The sequence below is a fragment of the Blautia sp. OM07-19 genome, assembly GCF_003481595.1.
GTDB lineage: Bacteria > Bacillota > Clostridia > Lachnospirales > Lachnospiraceae > Blautia_A > Blautia_A intestinihominis.
On sequence record NZ_QULA01000050.1, the window covers coordinates 1 to 16,018 of the forward strand.

A 16,018-nucleotide genomic window follows, 5' to 3' on the forward strand; every position below is an offset into this window, starting at 1 on the left:
ACTATAAATGAGCAAGTTCGTGATTTTGCATAAAAGAAAGACACCTCGATTCCGTGTGTTGTATAATGAAAGTGCCTAAACAAACATTTGCAACATTTACGAAAGAAGGTGTCTCTCGCAAATACTATACATCATTCCGCATTCATATACAACCAGCTTAAGAAATTAAATTTATGCAAATTTTATTCGAACCGGGTGATAAACCACCTTATAAGTATCCTGATCAGCATTTTCATTTCAGGATATCATGGAAAAACCACGGATTTTGCTAAAAACAGTTCCTGTCACAGAACTACGATTGCACATTTCCTTAATTCAGGGAAATGGGATGATTCTCTACTTTCAGATACGTTAAAACGTTCTGTTATAGAGATTATTTATTCAGAAGCAGCACGCACCGGAAAGCCTGTTTTCTGCATTGTAGACGATACGATAGCTTCAAAGACAAAGCCTTCGTCACAGGCTCTGCATCCGATTGAAGATGCGTACTTTCACCAATCCCATTTAAAGGGGAAACAGGACTACGGACATCAGGCAGTAGCTGTTATGCTTTCCTGTAACGGCATTGTCCTGAACTATGCTTTTGTAATGTACAATAAATCAATTTCCAAGATTGATATTGTACAAAATATTGCAAAGGAACTGCCTGTTCCACCAGTAATGTCTTATTTCCTTTGTGACTGCTGGTATGTTTCTGAAAAAATAATCAATACTTTTGTACAGAAAGGGTTCCATACCATTGGTGCTTTGAAAACAAACCGTCTGCTGTATCCATCAGGAATGAAAAAGAAACTCAGTGAACTGGCTGCTGAACGATCCACAACACATAAAGGATTTGACCTCGTCACAGTCAAAAAACGCAACTATTATGTGTACCGGTATGAGGGAAACCTCAGCGGCATAGAAAATGCAGTTGTTCTTTTAAGCTATCCTGAAAAAGCATTTGGTAATCCTAAAGCACTACGTGCTTTCATTAGCACAAATGTATCCTTATCTACACAGGAGATCCTTTCCTGTTATGTTTGTCGATGGCCGATTGAGATATTTTTCAGGCAATGCAAAAACCATCTGGCCCTGGATACATACCAGATACGCTCCTCAAAGGGAATACAGAGGTACTGGCTGTTGATGTCACTGACACATTATATTTGTGTCACAGGAACTGGCGGATATCGGTCTTTTCAAGATGGATATCATCGAATCTGTAGTGCCGTTCATCAGGAAAAGTATCAGTATCTATTCCTATGTGCAAAAGCAAGTGATGATTTTGAAGCATTTATGAAATTAGCAGGATAATTTTGTGCATTTTTTCAAATTTGCTCATTTATAGCATATATTATATTTTGTGTGTTGTCTAGTTTTTTTTGCTGGATATTGTATTTTTATTAAAACAATGTTTCATGGGGACTTCCCATGTGCCCGCGATTTACATTTGCATGTAAGAAGACCGCAAGGGGAACATCCGCCCGTCCCCTTGCAACCCCTGGGCTGGGTATCTGACGGAAATTTTGTCTTATGAGGTGGTCTTTGAAAAATTCTCCTGGTGTTTCAAGTCGGAAGATTTTCGTATAAATAAGCGCAGACTTGCACGGTTGCCCCATGAGTCTGCGCTTACTTATGTTGTTGGTTTTTCTGTATAGTTCAGATTTGCACCTGAAACTAATCAATCCTACGTATTCTATTGTTCTACCTGCTTCCGCAGTATCACATACTACGGGCCCGTCAACATCACGCCTTCGACGTGCTCGCGGGAACCCCAGTTCTCGCAAGCTCAAGTTCCCGCGCTTTTCGCGTCAGCGAAACAGCCTTAAACAGTTGACGTCAACCCGTTCCGTCTTGATGCACCAGGCGTGGCCAAAAAGGGGGAGTCTGAGGGGGACAATCGGCCTTCGCAACTATGAGATCGTCCCCCTCAGGGTTTTCTTATTTGCCAAACAGCCGCCCCGCTGGGCAGTTCCCATCAGGAATTTCTGAAACGGCTCAGAAATTCCTTCGTCTGTTCTTTCTGTGGATCTTCAAAGATCTGATGGGAAGTTCCCTCTTCCACGATAACTCCATCGCCCATGAAGATCACATGCTTCGCCACATCTCTGGCGAAGGCCATCTCATGTGTGACGATGATCATCGTCAGACCATCTTTGGCAAGGGTTCTCATGACTTCCAGAACCTCTCCGACCATCTGCGGGTCGAGGGCGGATGTCGGCTCGTCAAAGAGCAGGATCTCGGGTTCCATCGCAAGGGCTCTTGCGATCGCTACCCTCTGCTTCTGTCCACCGGAAAGCTGTTTCGGCTTTGCATTGATGTATGGGGCCATGCCGACTTTTTCGAGATACATCATTGCGTTTTTGTGTGCCTCTTCTTTGCTTTTTTTGAGGACTTTTTCCTGTCCGACTGTGCAGTTTTTGAGAACTGTCATATTGTTAAAAAGGTTAAAGTTCTGGAACACCATGCCGACTTTGGAGCGGTACTTCGGAACGTTCACGTGTTTGTCCATGATGTTTGTTCCGTGGTAGCGGATCTCGCCGGATGAAGGTGTCTCCAGAAGGTTCATACAGCGCAGCAGTGTGGATTTACCTGAACCGGAAGGTCCGATGATGCAGGTAACATCTTTCGGTTTTACAGAGAAATCAATGTCTCTCAGGATCTCATGTGTTCCGAAGGATTTTCCCAGGTGCTGCACTTCCAGGATCGTTTCACTCATTCTCTGTTGTCCTTCCTTTCCTTATAAGAATACATACCACTTGTATGTGTCAGGGTATCTGCGGTTGCCAGGTCATAGTTGTCCGGTCCGTCCATCTTACGCTCGATCACGCGAAGGATCCTGGAACAGGTAAAGGTCATGATAAAGTAAATGACCATGGCAATTGTGAAGGACTCAAAGTATGTATACAGTGCACCTGCCACACCTTTGGTCGTGTAAAAAAGTTCTACCGTACCGATGATGGAAAGTACACAGGTATCTTTGATGTTGATGATCAGGTTGTTGCCGATCTGCGGCATGATGTTACGCAGTGCCTGTGGCAAAATAACATTGATCATGGTCTGTACATGTGTCATGCCGATCGCCTTGGCTCCTTCTGTCTGACCCGGGTCAATGGAAAGGATACCGCCGCGGACAGTCTCTGCCATGTATGCACCTGTGTTGATGGATACGATGAAGATCGCGGCAAACCACATGGACATATTGATATTGAACAGGTATGCACTACCGAAGTAGATAAACATTGCCTGTGCCATCATAGGAGTTCCACGGAAGAACTCCACATAGCAGGCAAGGATAAATTTCACGATTTTGATCAGTACCTTCTTGACTGTGGAATCGTTTTTGTCTACCGGGATCGTCTGCACGATACCTACGAGAAAACCGATGATGCATCCAAAAAGTGTTCCGACCAGTGCCAGCCACATGCTGACTCCGGCTCCCTTCGCGAAAGAGGGACCATATTGCTGAAGAAGATATATGATTCTTCCTCCAAAACTTTCAGGCAGCATTTTGCTCCTCCTTTATGACTCGCTGGACAGTGGCTGAACTGAGATTGCTTCGTCCATCATATCGTTGAAGTCGTCTTCTGTCATCTCGCTTAAAACTCCGTTGATCGCATCTTTGAGTTCATCGTTTCCTTTCTTGAGGGAGATACCGATGTTGATGTCCTCGTCAGATACTTCGAATTCTCCGTCTGTTCCTGTGAAGTCAAGGAGTTTGAAATCCGGGTAAGCTACGCAGGCAGCTTTTCCTGTAGGCATATCTGTTACGACTGCATCACATTTACCGGATTCCAGAGCTACCAGCATTGCCGGTGCGCTTTCCTGTGCTGGAAGGATGTTTCCGTCCGGGATCTGCGGCAGGCAGGAATCATACCAGATGGTATTCTGCTGGGAAGTAACTGTTGCTCCTTTGAGGTCTTCTACACTTGCTGCGTCTTTATAGTCTCCATCCTCTTTTACCAGAGTGATGATCGATGCATAATAATATGGATCTGTGAAATCAACCATCTGCTGACGTTCTTTGGTGATGGACTGTCCTGCGATAACACAGTCAACCTGTCCGGACTGAACTGCCGGTACGAGGGAATCCCAGTCAAGTTTGACGATCTCAAGGTCGTAACCAAGTTCGTCTGCGATCTTCTTCGCCATCATAACGTCATAACCATATGCATAGTCGGAACTTCCGGAGATCTGCACTGCTCCGTTGGAATCATCCGGCTGTGTCCAGTTGTATGGAGCGTATCCGCATTCCATTGCAACTTTGAGGGTCTTTTTGTCAGCCGCGCTTACACTCTGTACGCCAAATACTCCGCATGTCATAGATGCTGCTACAGCTGCTACTGTCAACATTCTCCACATTTTGCTCCTTCTCATTTTCGTTTCCTCCTGAAATATATATTTTTCATCCATATGTCCTTGCGGAACATATCACCGTGTTGAATAAAGCAGATGGGACTGCTTTAAAGTAAAAAAAAGCGCACGAAACTATGAAGTGCCCCGTTGCGCTTTATGACATTTTAATACTTTATCTTTGGAAAGTCAACATTTTTGTTTGCCGGGGGCACCCGGCAGTGACGCATTTGTAATGCAAGACCGCCCCACAAAACAAAAAAACGGCAGTTTTTACACCACCGTTTTTATGCATACATTTTATGAAAAATTATGACGGTCTTCTTACAGAAAGAATAGTCCTATAAGTAGCATCATTACTAATCTTAATACCATCCTGGGAGTTAGACGCATGTACAATCTGTCCATTGCCCATATAGATTGCAACATGTCCACCATAGCAGATCAGGTCGCCTGGCTGTGCATCTGCATAAGAAACCTCAGTTCCCCAGTTCTGCTGCTCGTAGGATGTTCTCGGAAGGCTGTAGCCAAACTGTGCATAGACACTCTGCGTGAAACCAGAACAGTCAGCACCGTTTGTAAGGCTTGTGCCGCCCCATACATACGGGTTTCCAACAAACTGCATTGCATAATCTACGATAGAAGATCCTGAGCTTGAGGATGAAGAACTGGATGAGCTTGAGGAGCTGGATGATGAACTCTCATAATCATCCGGATCTACAGTGTTGTCGCTGTCGATCACGTTGCCGTACTCATCGTACTCTACATCATCACTGCTGCTGTCATCAGATGATGTGTCCTCGTCTTCGCTGTAGTCACTGTCTGTATTTTCATCCTCAGAATGATCCTCATCGGATTCTTCGTCGTCTGTGTCTTCACTATCCTCAGAGTGATCCTCATCTTCCTGATCTTCTTCATCAGAGTTACTCTGGTCTTCTTCCTGTGCTGCCTCTTCCTCAGCGGCCTGTCTTGCAGCTTCCTCTGCTGCTGCAGCGGCTTCTGCCTCTGCCTGACGTCTTGCTTCTTCCTCAGCGGCGATACGCTCTGCCTCAAGCTGTTCGATCTCTGCCTGCTGCTGAACGATCAGGTTGGAATACTCTGTTGCCATCTGCTGTGCGTATGCGATCTCATTGTCGCAGTCTGCGGAGTTGGCTTTCTTGGTATCGATCTGTGTCTGAAGGTTTACTGACTCAGATTCGTATTCCTGTTTCATTCCCTCGAGTTCTGCCTTCTCCTGTTTGTACTGGTCACCGAGCTGTGTTACCTGGTCAATGGTGTTGGCATATTTCTCAAGGCTCTGTCTGTCGTATTCATACATCTTCTGTGTGTATTCTGCTTTAGTAAGAAGATCAGAAAGGTTATCAGCATCCATCATCATCTGGAACCATGCAGCATTGCCGCCCTTCTCATAGATGTACTGAATACGTTCTTTCATTGCTTCGTACTGTTTAGTCTTGGCATTCTGTGCTTTCTCAAGTGCTGTCTGGGTATTCTGAATGTCAGTTTCTTTATTGCTGATATCTCCCTCAAGGGTCTGAATGGAAACCATGACATTCACAAGATTTGCATCCAAAGCATCAATTTCGCTCTGTAACTGCTGCTTTGCTGAATAAAGCTGGTCGATCTGTGCGTATGTAGCATCCAACTGTGCGCTGGTAGCTGCCTGTTCCTCTCTCAGCTCGTCTTCTCTTGACGCGCTTACGCTGACAACCTGTGATGCTGTCATCATTAATGCTAACGTCATGCAAACAATTCGTTTCTTCATGTTTTCACCTCATAATCTAAATCAATCTATTTTGTAACATTTTCGAAATATCTTATTGAACTTCTTTTACATATTAACATATCGTTCTCAAGAACGCAAGAGTAAATAATTAAAAAATTTAAATTTTTGTAACATTTAGTAAAGAATACGAAAAAAAGAAGCAGTCTTCTGTAATGAAAACTGCTTCTCTTCACTGTTAATGCTTTATTTTAGCTGTACAGATCTGCAAGTATCTGTGCTGCTGTCTTGTTCTTATATCCATCCGGATCAGAAAGTGTACTGCTGTACCATCTCAGATAATTTCCTCTTCGAATATAGTTTCCACAGGATGGATGATATTCGTATTTCGTATATCCCTTATATCTGGACATATAAGTTTTGGCAAGTGCAACTGCCTGGCTGTCATAATCCCCATCCGGTGTGCAGGTTCCTGCAATCTGGCAGCCTGCCTGTGGTGTGGAATGAACGATCACAGCACTCTTATCTGAACACTGTCCAAGAACGATCCAGGTATGTCCGGAATCATAGCCAATATCTCCTGGCTGCATCTTCCATTTTGTTTGAGAAAGATAATTCTGGTTTACGATCCGTCCCCACTTCAGAGTATTCTGATAATAAGAACCAATATCTCCGGAAACTACGGTATATCCACCGCCTTCTCCAGACTTTGTATGCATAACCTGATAAGATGCCCATCCTACAAATCCAGAACAGTCAAGTCCCTTGATTCTGTTTGCAGTTGTTAAATCCCTGTAATTATTATAGTTGTAACTGCTCGTCTGACTGTTATACCAGGAAACCCAGGTCGGACTTACACCTTTTCTTGTGGAATCTGTCCAGCCGCCGCCCCATACATAAAGGGCCTTACCTACCGGCTGCAGTGCTCCTGCGAGATAATTCTTAAGCGTTCTTGCAGAGGTTGGTGCTGTCGGACCAGAGTTGGAACTGTCAGCATAAGAGCCCGTCATAACTCCGTTTGAGTCAAAAACGTAATATTTGCCGTCAATCAGCTTCGTACCTGTTGTTATCGTGGTTGTGCTTGGATCAATATAATAAGTCTTACCATTTTCCTTTACCCAGCCGGTAGTTACAACTCCTGTTTTTGGATTGAAATAGTAAGTCTTGCCATCAACTGTCTTGAAGCCTTTGTACATGACACCTGTATTCTTTGCGAAGTAGTAGCGTTTGCCGCTGCTGCTGCCAAGCCATCCGGTTGCCATTACATAGGTCTTTCCGCGGAAATAACGGACATTTCCGTTGGCTGCTGTCAGGAATCCGCTCTTGGCTGCACCGGTTGTCCCATCAAAGTAGTAATAATAGGCTCCAATCTTCTTAAGTCCCCTGTACATAATTCCTGTTGATGGGGTAAAATACCACTTCTCGCCCTTGCTGTTCTTCATCCAGCCAGTTGCCATCGTGTAACTGCCTGATGAAAAATATCTCACAACGGTACTTGAAGTTTTGACAAAGCCACTGACCGTGTAGCCTGTAGACGGTTTGAAATAATAGTAATTCCTACCAATCTTCTTAAATCCCTTGTACATTGCTCCTGTACGGGAATCGAAGTATCTCATCGCTCCCTTGGAACTTCTCTGCCAGCCCTTAAGAAGAACTCCGGTCTTCGTATTCAGAAAGTACTTATTACTTCCAAGTGTCAGCCATCCCTTGACCTTCTTGCCGCTCTTGTAATAGTAAGTTTTGCCGTTTACTGTACGAAATCCTGTCGTTGTTGCAGCCTGAACATCTACTGTCGTTGTATGTACGGCAAATCCTGCTGCAAAAAGCATGAGCCCCAAAAGTATCCCCAAAAGTCCAGCTTTTCTACATACCTTCTTCATATATCGTCCTCTTTCCGAAAAACTTATTGTTACTTTTTTCGTTGCAAATTTTACAATATTATTACAATATCATGTAGGTATTATATCGCAAGATTTATGATACGTCAATACATAAAAAGAGCGGGAAACACTGCCTGATGTCTCACATAAGATATCAGGCATGTGTTTCCCGCTCTGCTGAAATTGATCTTAAAGAAGATGTTTACGAAGTTCTGCTCCGTCCTGTGCGCTTAAGTAAGCCGGTGCAACATCAAAAACTGTCTTGCAGCCTTTCTGTCCTTCCTGGCTCATGCGGTATGCTGCTCTTGCATATGCTGCGATTACGGAAGAAGTGAATTCCGGGTTAGAATCCAGTTTCAGGCTGTATTCGATCACATGACTGTTCTCATCATTCCAGCCTGTTTTGCCGGAACGGATAACAAATCCACCGTGCGGGATCCCGCTGTGATCACGTTTCAGTTCTTCTTCTGTGATGAAGTGTACTGTAGTATCGTACTCATCGAAGTAGTTCGGCATAGTCTTGATCTCGTTCTCGATACGTGCAAGGTCTGCACCTTCCTCAGCTACTACGAAGCACTCTCTGGTGTGTTTCTGTCTTGTTGTAAGTTCCGGATTTTCTCCGTTTCTTACAGCTTCCAGTGCTGCTTCTACCGGGATGGTGTACTGTTTGCCGTCTTTGACTCCGTCGATCCTGCGGATCGCATCGGAATGTCCCTGGCTTACACCCTTGCCCCAGAATGTATAATCTTTACCGTTGGTAAGGATTGCATTTGCATACAGTCTGTTCAGAGAGAACATTCCCGGGTCCCAGCCTACGGAGATGATTCCTACATGGCCGCTCTCGGAAGCTGCCTTGTCTACGTTTGCAAAATGCTCCGGAACTCTTGCATGAGTGTCAAAGCTGTCTACGACATTGAACCACTGTGCATATTTCGGTGTCTGCTCCGGAAGGTCTGTTGCACTTCCTCCGCAGAGGATCAGAACATCGATCTTGTCTTTCATTTTTTCTGCTTCATCTACATGATAAACGCTTGCTGTATCTGTGAGGATTTTTACTGTTGAAGGATCACGGCGTGTAAAAACTGCTACAAGCTCAAGATCCGGATTGTGCTTAACTGCACATTCTACGCCTCGTCCAAGGTTTCCATAACCTAAAATTCCAATACGAATACTCATCTTAAGATTTCCTCCTGTACTTTTCCATTGTACTTCTAAAGTTCCTGCCTGCTCGGTTACAGGAACCTGACCTGCTGCTTTTGCTTTATCACAGCAGTACGATACTATGATAATATCACAACTAAAAAATGTCAATCCGTTGATTTGTATTTTCTTTTATTCATTTAGTAATACTGAATAATTTTCTCAGCAGCAGAATACACCGCCGCCCGGACAGCACAGTCCGCAGAGCATATTTGCGATACAGAGCTTCATACAGTAATCGCTTCCATCCACCGGCATTCCGCCAAAAGGATTCTGCTGTTCCTGATACCAGGTTCCGCCGCCCTCCATTCTCTGAAGGAGCATACGATACTGTACATTATCCGGCTCCAGGTTTACCGCTGTCCGGATATCCTCCAGTGCATTGACATTATTTCCAAGTCCCATATTTGCCATCGCAGAAAGGTAATGCCACTCTCCGTTCCTCTGCTTCAGGGACGAGAGTACATTCATTGCCTCCTGGAAATGACGGCTCTGGATATAATTGGCAGCTGCCTGTCTGCGGATTGCCTCCTCATCCTGGTAAGTGCTGTTCTGACGGCCTGTAAATCCACCGTAGTAGCCGCCTGCATTTCCATAAGAGGAGCCGTATTCCTTTTCTTTCATGATCTGTTCATAAGCCTGCTGGACTTCCTTGAACTTCTCTTCCGCCTGTTCTTTGTTTGGATTATTGATATTTGCATCCGGATGATATTTCCTGCTCAGTTTCCGGTATGCCTTTTTGATTTCTTCATCGGATGCATCCCTGGAAACGCCAAGGACACTGTATGGATCAAACATTTTCTTTCTCCTGCTCTTTCTTCCTCTTACCGGACACTGCTTCAAATCTGCACCAGACTCCGGAATACAGAATATTCCGCAGTATATCGGTATATTTAATAATAGGAAGTTTTTCAAATTCCCGGCAGACCTCTGCTATCATCATGATCAGCATCTGCCGTACCTGTTCATCGAACCCTTCCATTATATAACTTCTGGAAAAAGGATTGTAATTTCCTTTTTTGATATCTTCCTCTACATCATCATAGGCATCCATGAGATAAATAAATTTACCCAGGAAAAAGCCCATCCGGCGCAGTGTCGGTTCCCACAGATCTGCCCGATACGCAAAGATCTCCTCCATGATCTTCCCGAAACATCCGGAAATGCAATCGATATTCTCTTCCCCCGCCTTCTCCATCTCAGAAAGTTCATTCAGAAGTGAAACGATCGTGTCGACTTTCTTACGCCACCGCTCTTCTGCATGCTTCTCTTTGCCCCGAAGGAGGTTCCCGTACAAAAGACTCAGAAGCTTCTTCTCGTCTTTCCAGTCATCCTCACATTTATAGTATGCAAGAAAAACATTCATATCTGCGGCATACTCTGTGATCGCATTTTTGCGGACCGGCTGTTTCCGTACAGGGTGGATGATGCATCTCGTCGTTCCCTTCCTTGTCGGCGGCTCATAGAGCCCGCTCAGGAGAAGGATCACAAACGTCATATCATATGTCAGGGAAATCTGTCCTGTCACTCCATAGCGATCCCGCAGTTCTCTGCAGAGACCACAGTAAAAAGAACGATACAGGTCAAAATCCTTGAATTTAATCTCCGGTTTATTCATTACCACATAACCAAACATAAGACCTCCGGCTGTATTCTGATCTCAGATCGTATTCAGCTTTTTTTGATAAATTTCGTGTGGCATTTCGGACAGTCGATCTCTATCTTGCCTTTTCCTCTCGGAATACGGATCTTCTGTTTGCAGTTCGGACAGGAATAAATGTGATATTCCTTTCTCTGCTGCATGATGTTTTTCTCACGGTTGAATTTCTGTCTTATGCCGGATGTAATGGACAGATATTTCTGGTTTTCGGCATAACGCTTCTGTATATCTCTGGAAAGCATTCTGTAATAAGTATAAAGGATCGCAAGAAGGCCAATGGTATCAAACGCCGCGCCGACTCTGCTCCGGATAAACATGGACAGAATGATCATCACAAATGCAACGCCCATCGTAAATCTTGCAAATGCGTCTACTCCATAGCGTCCTTCCATAAACTTGATAAACTTTTCTCTCATGCAAGTCCTTCTTTCTTTAATGAAATGATGTCACTATTATTATGTAAGATTATTTTTATCTGTCACTGCACACCTGGAACACATAAAACTTCAGATAATAAGATTCATCTGAAGACCACAGGATCGGATGATCCGGTGCCTGAGTTCTGTATTCTACCTGGCGCAGTCTCTTGTGTGCATTTCGTGCGGCCTGTCCGATCGTCTTGGTAAAGAGTTCATAATCCATAAAGTGAGAACAGGAACAGGTTGCAAGGAATCCTCCATCCCTGACAAGCTTCATACCACGCAGGTTGATCTCTCTGTAACCCTTGACTGCATTCTTGATAGAGCTTCGTGACTTGGTAAACGCCGGCGGATCGAGGATCACAACGTCATATTTCTCGCCCTCTTCTTCCAGTCTCGGAAGCAGTTCAAAAACATCCTCACAGATAAATTTAACTCTGCCGTCCAGCCCGTTCAGCTTCGCATTCTCCTGTGCCTGATGAACAGCAAGCTCAGAAGCATCCACGCCGGTAACTTCTCTTGCTCCTGCAATTCCCGCATTCAGTGCAAAAGAACCTGTATGTGTAAAGCAGTCCAGGACTCTCGCATCCTTGCAGAGTTTCTGGATCGCAAGACGGTTGTATTTCTGATCCAGGAAAAATCCTGTCTTCTGTCCGTCCTTGACATCGACCTGATATTTCACTCCATTTTCGACAATCTCAACAAGAGTCGGGAACTCCGGTCCGATGAAGCCCTTGTGAAGTTCCATTCCTTCCTGCTTGCGGACTTTGGCATCACTTCTCTCGTAGATTCCACGGATGTTGATTCCGTCCTCTGCAAGAACTTTCCTGATAAGTTCGAGGATCATTTCTTTCCAGCGGTCGATTCCAAGTGCAAGGGACTGTACGACCAGAACATCCTCAAATTTGTCAACTGTCAGACCTGGCAGGAAATCTGCCTCGCCAAAGATCAGGCGGCAGCTTGAAGTATCTGTTACCTTTTTGCGGTATTCCCAGGCATCTCTTACTCTTTTTTCAAAAAAGTCCTCGTCTATATGCTGATTCTCATCTCTGGAAAGCAGACGTACCGTGATCTTGGAATTGGTGTTGATAAATCCTCTTCCAAGCGGATATCCGTCAAAATCATGTACCAGCACGATATCTCCATTTACAAAGCTTCCCATAATACTGGCGATCTCGTTGTCAAAGACCCACATGCCACCGGATTTGAGAAGTCTTCCCTCTCCTTTTTTCAGTGTAACCACTGCAAGACTCATATTATTTCCCCTTTCGGCTATATATTCCCCATCAATTAGTTAGCAAGTTGTTACTGTCCACAGTAACAACAAGATTTCTCTCTATTCTATCACAGATGCTTTTAGATTTCCAGTTTTTCGCAGGGCTCACAAAAAAATCACAGTTTTGCAGTTCTCAAAAAAGCTGCAAAAAGCCGCAGCTTCCTGGTTATTCAGAAAAGCTGCGGCCTGAGGGCTTTACCTAATGATTAGTACTCTTCGTTGTAGGATTCTTCGTCATAAGACTCCTCATCATAAGAAGTCTCATCTGTAGATTCCTGCTGAGCAGAAGTGTCTGTACTCTCACCATAAAGCTGTTCAAAGAACTTCATGGTATCATTGTACAGAGTCTGTCTGTCTTCTGCGGACTGAGCTGCAAGGATATCGTCTGTTGCCGGCTCAGTCTCAATGCTGAAGATCTTCTTCATGTCATTGTTGACCATATTGAGCTGACTGGATACATAGATATCTGTTTCTGATGCTGTATAAGTTGCTCCGCCATCCTTGAGAACATTCAGATATGCCTCAAGAACTTTCTTTGTAAGTTTGGAAGCGGTGTCTGTATCAAGAGTCACGGTCGGCTGCGCTGCATTTGGCATTACAGCATTGAGAACTGCGATATCTCCATTGTATTCTCCCTCGCAGAACTGTTCTGCCTGGTCAAACTGTGCCTTTGAAGCATCATCGAGGGAATCTGTATTTAAAGTATCCTCTGTGGAAGCGTCTGTTCCTTCGTCAGTGGACTGATCGTAAGAATCTGTGCTTTCATCTGTTCCCTGATCGCCGGAATCTGAAGTTTCTCCATAAGATTCGTCTGTTTCGTATGTCTCATCACCGGTTGCTTCCGGAATTCCTGTACCATCATCGGAACTGCTGTCAGATTCATCTGTACTGGTGTCTGTAGAATCTGTTCCTTCCGGAGTTTCTGTAATTTCTTCGTAATTGTCCTGTGTTCCGTCTTCAGTTGCCTCCGGGATTCCCATGCCATCATCCTCAGAGCCGTCGTCCGGTTCCAGAACGTCATTCATGCCTGTATCCTCTGCAACGCTGGCATCCTCGGTGTAAGATTCCTTGGCGCCATCAAGAACATCGCTGTCTACGTCCTCGGTGATATCTTCGCCGTCACTGGAATCTTCATCTACAAGATCTTCTTCGCCATCGGAAGAGGAATCATCTGAGGAAGAATCATCGGAAGAACTGTCGTTATTCATAGTCTTGTCGAGGTTCTTCTGGATGCTTTCCAGAGTCTGCTTCATTTCCTGAATGTCGTAATTCTGCTGTACGATTTCCTGAAGAAGTGCTGTGATCGTATTCAATTCATCGGAGCTCAGAGATACGTTGTTCTGGATTGCAATGTTGTTGACGATGTTGTAGATCTCGTCTGCGTTCTGAACATTGTCACCGATGATCTGCAGTTTCGCCTGGTTGATGATGTTGGTAGCATTGTCGCCGCCGACCTGCTGTGCAACATCTCCGGTAACTACGACTTCCTTGGTAGCAAGGTCTTTCTTGGTGGAATCAAGCTGCTTGCCGCTGGCTGTCTCGTAAGCCATCATGACACCGGTAAGTGCTCCTGTTCCGGAAACTTCATACGGGCAGGCTGCAACTGCCTCGCAGTTGGAAACACCTGCTGTGGAAAGTGCATTTGCAAGCATATTGCAGGTTACGTAGTTGAGGTTTGCAGTACGAACCTTGATGCCGCCGGACTGGGTTGGTTTCACATAGGCGCAGCTTAAAGTTCTTGTACCGATCTGTGCGCTTGAAATATATTTTCCCAGATAATTGCGCTCATCCTGGTTATTAACTGTGATGATCTGTACCTGGCTTGCATCTGCCTTGAAGTACTTCATCATGGTATTCTTCTGTTCATCTGTAAGATCTGCACCAAGTGTTACTACTTTGGATGCATCTGCCATTGCCGGGATCGGGTTACTGAGTGCAAGGCACATGCTGCACAGTGCAGCTACGATCATACTTCTTTTTTTCATAATCTCATCCTCCATTATGATATGATGCGGCAGTCTCAAAAAGCTGCCTTCCTGGTCTCTTCTTTCAAGTGTTTTTATTATAACACAGCGTTCTGCAGAATTGTATTTTTTATTTTATTTCTTCGAAATCATTCAAATTTTTCCAGAAAAACATCGATGGTTCCACCACAGACCATTCCTTCGTCCTCTGCCTGTGATACTGTCATGTCAGCACAGACGATGCGGGACTTTTCGTTTTCTTCGCGGAGAAGTCTCAGACACTGGTGCTGGACTTCGCTTTCCATACAGCCGCCGCCGATCGTGCCGATGATCCTTCCATCACCGAGTACCAGCATCTTGGTTCCTATCGAACGCGGGGCTGAACCTCTGCGGGCTATGATCGTCGCAAGAACTTTTGGCTGACCCGGCTCCTTCACTCCTGTGAGATACTCCATGAGAAGAGAATCGTATCCGGCTGTTTTTTTTGTCTGGTTCTTGATCTGGATCAGTTCTGCCACAATGGAAACTGCAATTTCCTCCGGGGTTTCCGCATGGATAGAAAGCCCTACCGGTGTATACATCTCATCCAGTGCTTTTCTGTCAAAACCATCCCCAGCCATCTGTTTCTTCAGAAGTGCAGAACGTCCGCGGCTCGCCATCATTCCCACATAGGCATATGGTTTCTTCAGAATCTGTTCAAGGCAGGCACGGTCAAAACGATGTCCTCTGGTCACCACCAGAAAATAGGTATCCGGCGTTCCGGCGATTCCCTGCAGGCTTTTTTCGAAGGCATCGCAGAGAACAAGGTCTGCTCCGGCTTCTCTCGCGCGGTCCGCAAAATATGGTCTGTCTTCCAGAACTGTCACATGAAATCCGACTTTCCCTGCGAGTTCGATCACCTGCTGTGATACATGCCCGCCTCCACAGATCACAAGATGCGCCTGACGTTTGAGATGCTCTATGAAAAATTTCTGCCCTTCTATTTCATAAATGCCGCTCTGCGGTGTCTCTGTGATCTGTGTTTTGAGTTCTTCGTTCACCTCGCCGGTGCCTGTATATCCCAGAAGTTCCCCATCTGCCCAAAAATACCTGGTTCCGGCTGCCTCTCCCTCCAGCACCGTCGCCAGAAGGTTGGATTTCTGCTGAAGATTTTCATTTATTATTTTATATAATTCAAAAAGATTCATGCTTTCTCCTCTTTTTTCAGTCATTATGCTGTTTTATTAGGGCTACTCATTTACTGTTAATTATATAGCCTCGCCGTGAATTAAAAACTCTATCCTCACATGACTGAAGTCACGTGCTTCCAGACGCTTTAGGCGTCAGACTAAATATCGGCAGATACGCCTGTAACTTAGGTGCACAATTACGTGCATTTTCCATGCCGGATACGGCAGGTTCCCACATAACAGGTAGTCCGCTGTATATCTGCCTGCATTTATGCTGCTCTTAAGTTCATTTCTGAACTGAGTTTTCTCAGATCTGCATAAACACATGAGGTTCTACGCTTTACTGCAGGGACTTTTGCCTCCAGCAAAGACCTTTCCGTTACCGGAAGGGG

At 44.9% G+C, this 16,018-nt stretch carries 13 protein-coding genes; 1 reads left to right on the forward strand and 12 read right to left on the reverse strand.

Annotated elements, in window-relative coordinates:
• The first annotated feature begins 195 nt into the window (after window positions 1–195).
• On the forward strand, window positions 196–1,296 hold the full coding sequence (locus DXC01_RS18720; RefSeq protein WP_243097413.1) for a transposase: 1,101 nt from the start codon (window positions 196–198) through the stop codon (window positions 1,294–1,296).
• 664 nt (window positions 1,297–1,960) lie between these two features.
• On the opposite strand, the gene DXC01_RS18725 is transcribed toward DXC01_RS18720, so the two are convergent.
• From DXC01_RS18725 to DXC01_RS18780, 12 genes are all read right to left on the reverse strand, one after another.
• On the reverse strand, window positions 1,961–2,701 hold the full coding sequence (locus DXC01_RS18725) for an amino acid ABC transporter ATP-binding protein (RefSeq protein WP_118699595.1): 741 nt from the start codon (window positions 2,699–2,701) through the stop codon (window positions 1,961–1,963).
• Window positions 2,698–3,489 (reverse strand): amino acid ABC transporter permease, encoded by a 792-nt coding sequence (locus DXC01_RS18730; RefSeq protein ID WP_199705054.1) that lies wholly within the window; start codon window positions 3,487–3,489, stop codon window positions 2,698–2,700. Before DXC01_RS18730 ends, DXC01_RS18725 begins: the two co-directional genes overlap by 4 nt.
• A gap of 15 nt (window positions 3,490–3,504) precedes the next feature.
• Window positions 3,505–4,305, reverse strand: coding sequence for a transporter substrate-binding domain-containing protein (locus DXC01_RS18735; protein ID WP_243111674.1), 801 nt, complete (start codon window positions 4,303–4,305; stop codon window positions 3,505–3,507).
• A gap of 340 nt (window positions 4,306–4,645) precedes the next feature.
• Window positions 4,646–6,100, reverse strand: a complete 1,455-nt coding sequence (locus DXC01_RS18740; RefSeq protein ID WP_118699598.1) for a C40 family peptidase — start codon at window positions 6,098–6,100, stop codon at window positions 4,646–4,648.
• 209 nt (window positions 6,101–6,309) lie between these two features.
• Window positions 6,310–7,938, reverse strand: coding sequence for an N-acetylmuramoyl-L-alanine amidase family protein (locus DXC01_RS18745; RefSeq protein WP_118699599.1), 1,629 nt, complete (start codon window positions 7,936–7,938; stop codon window positions 6,310–6,312).
• 189 nt (window positions 7,939–8,127) lie between these two features.
• On the reverse strand, window positions 8,128–9,114 hold the full coding sequence (locus tag DXC01_RS18750; protein ID WP_022215719.1) for a diaminopimelate dehydrogenase: 987 nt from the start codon (window positions 9,112–9,114) through the stop codon (window positions 8,128–8,130).
• 186 nt (window positions 9,115–9,300) lie between these two features.
• Window positions 9,301–9,936 carry a J domain-containing protein gene (locus DXC01_RS18755; RefSeq protein WP_118699600.1) on the reverse strand — a complete coding sequence of 212 codons (636 nt, stop codon included), beginning with the start codon at window positions 9,934–9,936 and terminating at the stop codon, window positions 9,301–9,303.
• Complete coding sequence (locus DXC01_RS18760; RefSeq protein ID WP_022214538.1) at window positions 9,929–10,774, reverse strand: DUF5685 family protein; 846 nt, start codon at window positions 10,772–10,774, stop codon at window positions 9,929–9,931. Before DXC01_RS18760 ends, DXC01_RS18755 begins: the two co-directional genes overlap by 8 nt.
• A gap of 35 nt (window positions 10,775–10,809) precedes the next feature.
• Window positions 10,810–11,214 carry a hypothetical protein gene (locus DXC01_RS18765; RefSeq protein WP_118699601.1) on the reverse strand — a complete coding sequence of 135 codons (405 nt, stop codon included), beginning with the start codon at window positions 11,212–11,214 and terminating at the stop codon, window positions 10,810–10,812.
• Window positions 11,215–11,269: 55 nt separating this feature from the next.
• Window positions 11,270–12,472, reverse strand: a complete 1,203-nt coding sequence (locus DXC01_RS18770) for a class I SAM-dependent rRNA methyltransferase (RefSeq protein WP_118252057.1) — start codon at window positions 12,470–12,472, stop codon at window positions 11,270–11,272.
• Window positions 12,473–12,699: 227 nt separating this feature from the next.
• Entirely contained in the window at window positions 12,700–14,478 is a 1,779-nt protein-coding gene (locus DXC01_RS18775) for a DUF1002 domain-containing protein (RefSeq protein WP_243111672.1), read from the reverse strand.
• A gap of 128 nt (window positions 14,479–14,606) precedes the next feature.
• Window positions 14,607–15,644: an XdhC family protein gene (locus DXC01_RS18780; protein ID WP_118699602.1), complete on the reverse strand. Its 1,038-nt coding sequence runs from the start codon at window positions 15,642–15,644 to the stop codon at window positions 14,607–14,609.
• Window positions 15,645–16,018: the final 374 nt, after the last annotated feature.